The sequence below is a fragment of the Cupriavidus sp. FW306-01-F10A genome, assembly GCF_058782785.1.
In genome coordinates this window covers 183252-189691 of record NZ_JBYSYA010000013.1, presented here as the reverse complement: position 1 = coordinate 189691, position 6440 = coordinate 183252, and the positions used below count along the sequence as shown (strand labels likewise).

Sequence of the window (6440 nt, the reverse complement as noted above, 5' to 3'; positions counted from 1 at the left end):
GGCCTGGCTGTTTCACCAGTCTGCGAATGCCTGGAGCCAGCAGGATGCGCCCAGCTATGTGTTCAAAGGACTGAATCTGCTGGCCATGGACGGGACGATCCTTCGTACCGCCGACAGCCCCGCCAATCGCGGGCACTTCGGGGCCCAGGTCTATCCGAGCGGCAAGCTGGCGAGCTATCCGCAGGTGCGTGCTGTCACGCTGACCGCCATTCCGACCCATCTGATCCGCGATGTCGAGTTTGGCCGCTACGACACCAATGAGGTGGTGTATGCCAAGCAACTTGTACCGCGCATCCCTGACGATTCGATTACTGTCTTCGACAAGGGCTTTCTGGCCGCCGAGATCCTGTGTGGACTCACCATCGGCGGCCACAATCGGCACTTCGTGATTCCAGCCAAGACGAACACCCGCTGGGATGTCGTCGAGGGCAAGCCTGACGATGCTACGGTGCGCATGCGCGTGTCACCCCAAGCGCGGGCGAAGTGTCCGGAACTGCCCGAGTTCTGGGAGGCGCGCGCCATCCGAACGATCGACTCGCGCGGGCGCGAGCGCGTTTTGCTGACTTCCCTACGGGATCGCCGACGTTTCAAGCCAGCCGATATTGTCGCGTGCTACACGCGCCGCTGGCAGATCGAGACGAGCTACCGAGAGCTCAAGCAATCCATGCTGGGGATGGAGTTGACCTTGCGCAGCCAGACGGTAGATGGGGTCTATCAGGAAATCTGGGGCGCACTGATTGCCTACAACACGATTCGGCTGGAAATGGCCAAAGCGGCGCTCGAAGCGAAGATCGCCCCGACCGACATCAGCTTCGTGCGTGCCTTCCATACCATTCAGTACGAACTAATGTGGGCTGCCGCAACGCGATCACACGGCAAACTGCCTGCACTGCTACAGCGCTTGCGCGAGCGCCTGAAGGCGCTCCCAAATGAAAAATGACCCGCACGCTCATGCGCACGGGTCGTTAAGTCGCGACCTTCTCGCTACACCGTTCGGTACCTGAAGAAGGACCTTAACTGAACGGCATTACACCTTCGGGTGCTTTTTTCATGGGCGCGGCCGGCGCCGCAGCCACAGGTACCAGCCCGCCTGCGAGGCGGCTTCGCCCATTGGCTGCAGCGGCACCAGCACGCCGCCATGGCGCGCCACCACGCGCTGTGCGCACAGGAGCGCCGCCCCGGGCTGCGCCAGCCGCGCGGCGCGGTCGTCGTCGGCGGGATCGAACGCCAGCCACAGCGCCAGGCCGCCGGCATGGCCACGGCACGTGACCCGCAGCGCAGTCCCCCGCGCGGCGGCCTCAATGGCGCTGGTCAGCAGCCATTCCAGCGTTTGCGCCAGCATCGCCTGGTCCCCGCCAAGGCGCGGCAGGCGGCCGGCCGGCCGTTCAAGCCGGACGCCGGCCTCGCTGGCCAGGGTCCAGACGCGGTCCAGCGCTTCATCCAGCAGAGATTCCATGGCGATACGGCGCATGCGATAGGCGTGGCGGGTTTCGCGCAGCAGCCGGTTCAGGTCATCGATCTGGCGCAGCGAACGGCGCGCATGGCTGCCGACCTGCGCCAGCAGCGCGGCGTCGGCCTGGTCCCGCGTGCGGCGCAGTTCCAGCCAGGCCAGCAGCGAGGCATTGGGGGCGCGCAGGTCGTGGCCAAGCACGTGCAGCAGCATGTCGTGCACGGCGGCGGGGTTGCGCACATCAGCGCGCCGCTGCCCGACCGGCCGGCCGCGCAGGCACCGCGCCAGCCAGCGGCCGCCGAGCCACAGTGCCACGGCGAGCCCCGCCTGGTGCAGCCGGGACGCTTTCATGCGGCAGCCCGTTCGGTGCGCTCCGGGCGATCGGTACGCTCCAGCCGGTAGCCATGCGTGTAGACCGGGGTCAGGCGCAAGCCGTGCCCTGCCTGCAGCCCAAGCTTGCTGCGCACGCGCGAGACATGGGTATCGATGGTGCGCGACAGCGGCGAGATCTCGCGGCCCCAGACCGCGGCGGTGATGTGGTCGCGCGTGACGATGCGCCCCTCGTTGCGGAACAGCAGCACCGCCAGGTCGAACTCTTTCGGCGTCAGGCCGACCGGATCGCCGTTGCAGGTGACCTTGCGCAGGGCGCAGTCAAAGGCGTACCCGCCCAGCCGCAACGGCGCGAGCGGCGCCAGCTGCGCGGGATTCGCGCGCCGCAGCAGGCAGTCGATGCGCGCGGCCAGCTCGGCCGGGCGCACCGGCTTGACCATGTAGTCGTCAGCGCCCGCCGCCAGGGCATTGACGATGTCGAGCTCGGCCTCGCGGCAGGTCAGGAACATCACCGGGATGCGGCGGTCGAGGTGGGTACGCACCCAGGCCAGTACCTCGCGCCCGGACAGGTCCGGCATCTGCCAGTCCAGCAGCAGCAGGTCGAAGCCAGCGTCGCGCAGCGCCAGCAGCAGGCGCCGGCTTTCAGCGAAGGTCACGCAGTCATGTCCCGCGCCGGTAATGACCTGCCGGATCAGCGCCGCATCCGCGGGCGCGTCTTCAAGCGATGCAATGCGCGATGCCATCTTCTTTCCCATGTGTTGTCTCCGACGGAACAGGACACTAGCGGGACATTTAAGACCGCATTGCCTTCGGCACGAATAGGAAAGACCTCAATCTCGATTTTCAACAATCTTTTACTTCTCGCCTCAGCAGGCCGCTCCTACCATGGGCTTCGCTGCGTGCCGAGCGGGCCCGCAGTGCCAAGCTCTGTCCATCCATCGGCGCATTCCGATGCGCCCGCGCAGGAGCCACTCTCGTGAACATCGCCGCGCTGCAGGCGGACCCGACCCTCGCCGTCAGCATCGAACAGACCCTGCGCCTGAACGGGCATCAGTGCACGCGCTATCTCAGCGGGCGCACCATGATCGGCGCGCTGCGCGGCAGGTCGTTCGATCTGCTGATGCTCGATTGCGATACGCCGGGGATCCCGGCCCTGGAAGTGCTGGCATGGGTGCGCCGCACGCTCGGCAACGAGATGCCGGTGATGCTGACCGGCACCTCCAACGAAGAAGCCTTCGTCGCGGCCTGCTTTGCGCAAGGCGCCGACAGCTACGTGCCCAAGCCGCTGCGCACGGCCGAGCTGGCCGCGCGCGTGCTGGCGCTGTTGCGCCGCGCCAGGCCGGCGGTCGATGAATGCGACCTGGAGCACGGCGTGTTCCGCTTTGCCACCGCGGAGCGGCGCGTGTGGGTCCAGGGCAAGCCGGTGCTGCTGGCCCCCAAGGAATTCGACCTGGCGGTGCTGCTGTTCCGCAACCTGGGCTCGCTGGTGCTGCGCCAGGCCATGGTCGACCAGGTCTGGCGCTACCACATGGACCCGGCCTCGCGCACGGTGGACAGCCACCTGTCGCGCGTGCGCACCAAGCTGGCGCTGTGGCCGCACAACGGTGTGCGGCTGTCTTCGGTGTACGGGCTGGGCAGCCGCCTCGATGCGGCTTAATCGGCCTTGATGCCCGCGTCCTTGACGATGCGGGCGTTCTCCGCCGACTCTTCGCGAATGGCCTTGGCAAACTGCGCCGGCGTGCCGCCGGTCGGCACCTCGCCGCCCTTGAGCAGGCGCTCATGGACCTCCGGCTCGGCCAGCGCCTTGTTCAGTTCGGCGTTCAGGCGGTTGATGATGGCCGCGGGCGTCTTGCCCGGCGCGAAGATGCCGAAGGTCGAGCTCAGGTTGGCCTTGGGGTAGCCCAGCTCGGCCAGCGTCGGCACCGAGGGCAGGCTCTCCAGGCGCCTGGGCGCACCCACCGCCAGCGCGCGCAGGCGGCCGGCCTGCATATGCTGGGTCAGCACCGGGCTGGCGTTGGTGCTCATCACCTCGAACTGGCCGCCGAGCGCGTCATTCATCTGCTGGCCCGCGCCCTTGTACGGGATCAGCGTGATGTCGGCCTTCGACTTCTGCCTGATCTGTTCCAGCATCACGTGGCCGACCGTGCCCAGGCCCGATGTTGCCCAGCGCACCGAGCCCGGTTTGGCGCTGGCCTGGCCGACCACGTCGGCAAAGCCCTTGCCGCTGAAGCCGGCGGTGGCCACCACCAGCACCGGCGAGTACATCACGCTCATCACCGGCGCCACGTCCTTCTGCGGGTCGTAGTTGACGCGGCCGACATGCGGGTTGAGCGTCAGCGGGCTGGTCGCGGCGAAGCCCAGCGTATAGCCGTCCGGCGCAGCCTTGGCGACCGCATCGATGCCGATGCTGCCGCCCGCGCCGGCCTTGTTCTCGACCACCACCGAGGTGCCCATCTGCGCCGACAGCCGCTCGCCGAGCGCGCGCGCCACGGTGTCGCTGATGCCGCCGGTCGGGTAGGCGACGATCAGGCGGATCGGACGGCTGGGATAGGCGTCGGCAGCGGCGGCAGGCAGTGCGGCAGCACCGCTGGTCACGCACAGGGCGGCCAGCAGGGATGAGCGGAAGGGGAAGGCCATGATGGAAATGCGGGAGAGATTTCGACAGGAGGGCGCCGGGCACGGCAGCGGTTTGCCGGCCTGGCGCGGAGCAGCCGCTATCTTAGCCGATCGGGACGTGCGCGCTCAGCGCACCAGCGGGCGTTCCGGCACCCACGAGACAAAGAGTTCGTTGGCCCGGTCATACAGGCGCCATACCGTGCCGCAGTCGCGGCAGGCAAAGGAAAGCATGCTGAACGGCACGCCGGCGGCGCTCTGGCTCACCAGCGGCACCGTGCAGCGCAGCGCCAGGCAGGACGGCGGCTCGCGCCGGCGCGGGTCGGCGGCGAGTGCCAGGCAGCGCTCGCAGGCGGGCGTGGCAGACGGTGCCGACGCGGGTTGGATGGGTGGCGGGGACGGGGGCACGGCAGACTTCATGCCCGCCATGATGCCGCAAAACGCCGCCCGGCAGCAGCCGCTGACGCAATCGGATCAGGCCGGCTGCGTGCGCGTCACCGCGGCCGGCGTCGCCGCGCGCTGGCCCAGCCACACGCTGCCCAGCACCAGCAGCGCGCCGGCAGCCTGCATCGCCGTCAATGCCTGGCCCAGCACCAGGAAGCCGAGCACGGTGGCGCTGACCGGGCTGAGCAGCCCAAGCGCCGCCACCGCGGACGACGGCATGCGCCCGACACCGCGGAACCACAGCGCATAGCTGAAGCCGGCCCCGACAATGCTCAGCCACGCATAGCCAAGCCAGTTGGCCAGCGTGAAATGCCCGGGCAGCGGTTCCAGCACCAGTGCGAACGGCAGCAGGAACAGCCCGCCCGCGCACAGCTGCCATGCCGTCAGCACCAGCGGCGAGACCGGCGGGCGCCAGTGCCGCGTCAGCACCGTGCCCACCGCCATCGATACCGCCCCGGCCGCTGCCGCCGCCACGCCGATGGCATCGAGCCGCGCGGCCGGGCCCAGCACCAGCAGCGCCACGCCCAGCAGCCCGCCCACGCCCGCCATCCAGGCGGCTGGCCGCGGGCGCGCGCCCAGCCAGGCCCACGCCAGCACCACCACGATCAGCGGCTGGATCGCGCCGACCGTGGCCGCCACGCCGCCCGGCAGCCGGTACGCGGCGATAAACAGCATGGCCTGGAAGAAGCCGATATTGAGCACGCCCAGCACCGCCGCGCGCCACCACCAGCTGCCGCGCGGCAGTTGCCGGCCGAAGGCAAGCATCGCCAGCCCGGCCGGCAGCGCCCGGATCACGCCCGAGAGCAACGGCTGCCCCGGCGGCAGCCACTGGCTGGTGACCAGGTAGGTGCTGCCCCAGATCGCCGGGGCCAGCCCGGTCAGCAGGATGTCCCTAAGGGTCACGCCGCCGGACGCGGCCAGGGAGGAAGATCCATTCGCCTTCATGTCGATATTCTTGATGTCAAGATAAATAGACTTTACGAAGCCGATTGTTTGATGTCAAGATACTTCGGTATTCCTGCCACCCGCGTATCCGCACACTGCTCCTCGATGACTGCCCGCCGCAAACCCGAAGAAACACCTGACCACGTCGACGGCATTCTCGCCCAATGGGCGCGAGAGCGCCCGGACCTGGATGCCTCGCCGATGGGCGTGATCGGCCGGCTGGGTCGGCTCAACCGCCATACCAGCCGGGCCATTGAAGCCGCGCTTGGGGAAACCGGCCTGCAGCCGTGGGAATTCGATGTGCTGGCGACGCTGCGGCGCGCGGGGCCGCCGTATGCGCTGTCGCCGGGCGCGCTGATCGGGTCGCTGATGATTACTTCGGGCACCATGACCAACCGGCTCGACCACCTGGAGCGGGCCGGGCTGGTGCGGCGCCAGCCCAATCCGGAAGACCGGCGCGGGCTGCTGGTGGAACTGACCGAAGCCGGGCGCGAGCGCGTCGACCGCGCGCTGGAACTGCACGTGGCCAACGAGCACCGCCTGCTGGCGGACCTGACCGCGACGGAGCGCGCGCAGCTGGCTGCGCTGCTGCGCCGCTGGCTGCGCATGTTCGAGCCGCCACCGGGCGGTGGCGGCGAAGGCAATGAACCGGCCTGAG

7 protein-coding genes and 1 pseudogene are annotated in these 6440 nt (G+C 68.9%); 3 read left to right on the top strand and 5 right to left on the bottom strand.

Features of this window, described 5'->3' with window-relative positions:
- Positions 1-1021 (top strand): annotated as a pseudogene (locus tag AC3WLF_RS19820) (IS4 family transposase); the annotation flags it as partial.
- Positions 1022-1048: 27 nt separating this feature from the next.
- On the opposite strand, the gene AC3WLF_RS19815 reads toward AC3WLF_RS19820, so the two are convergent.
- Together AC3WLF_RS19815 and AC3WLF_RS19810 are read right to left on the bottom strand one after the other, a co-directional pair.
- The gene (locus tag AC3WLF_RS19815; RefSeq protein ID WP_492321490.1) at positions 1049-1801 is read right to left on the bottom strand and encodes a histidine kinase; all 753 of its coding nucleotides are present in this window, start codon (positions 1799-1801) and stop codon (positions 1049-1051) included.
- Positions 1798-2535, bottom strand: a complete 738-nt coding sequence (locus AC3WLF_RS19810) for a response regulator transcription factor (protein WP_492321491.1) — start codon at positions 2533-2535, stop codon at positions 1798-1800. Before AC3WLF_RS19810 ends, AC3WLF_RS19815 begins: the two co-directional genes overlap by 4 nt.
- A 221-nt stretch (positions 2536-2756) precedes the next feature.
- On the opposite strand from AC3WLF_RS19810, the gene AC3WLF_RS19805 reads away from it, so the two are divergent.
- Positions 2757-3437 carry a response regulator transcription factor gene (locus AC3WLF_RS19805; protein WP_011614340.1) on the top strand — a complete coding sequence of 227 codons (681 nt, stop codon included), beginning with the start codon at positions 2757-2759 and terminating at the stop codon, positions 3435-3437.
- Here the strand turns inward: AC3WLF_RS19805 and AC3WLF_RS19800 are convergent.
- The 3 genes from AC3WLF_RS19800 to AC3WLF_RS19790 all read right to left on the bottom strand — a co-directional run bounded on the left by AC3WLF_RS19800 (position 3434) and on the right by AC3WLF_RS19790 (position 5782).
- The gene (locus AC3WLF_RS19800) at positions 3434-4417 is read right to left on the bottom strand and encodes a Bug family tripartite tricarboxylate transporter substrate binding protein (RefSeq protein ID WP_492358690.1); all 984 of its coding nucleotides are present in this window, start codon (positions 4415-4417) and stop codon (positions 3434-3436) included. The genes AC3WLF_RS19805 and AC3WLF_RS19800 overlap by 4 nt on opposite strands.
- Before the next feature lie 105 nt (positions 4418-4522).
- Positions 4523-4822: a hypothetical protein gene (locus AC3WLF_RS19795; RefSeq protein ID WP_492321493.1), complete on the bottom strand. Its 300-nt coding sequence runs from the start codon at positions 4820-4822 to the stop codon at positions 4523-4525.
- Between the two features lie 45 nt (positions 4823-4867).
- Positions 4868-5782 carry an EamA family transporter gene (locus AC3WLF_RS19790; protein WP_492321494.1) on the bottom strand — a complete coding sequence of 305 codons (915 nt, stop codon included), beginning with the start codon at positions 5780-5782 and terminating at the stop codon, positions 4868-4870.
- Between the two features lie 105 nt (positions 5783-5887).
- On the opposite strand from AC3WLF_RS19790, the gene AC3WLF_RS19785 reads away from it, so the two are divergent.
- Positions 5888-6439, top strand: coding sequence for a MarR family winged helix-turn-helix transcriptional regulator (locus AC3WLF_RS19785; protein ID WP_492321495.1), 552 nt, complete (start codon positions 5888-5890; stop codon positions 6437-6439).
- The last annotated feature ends 1 nt before the right edge of the window (position 6440 follow it).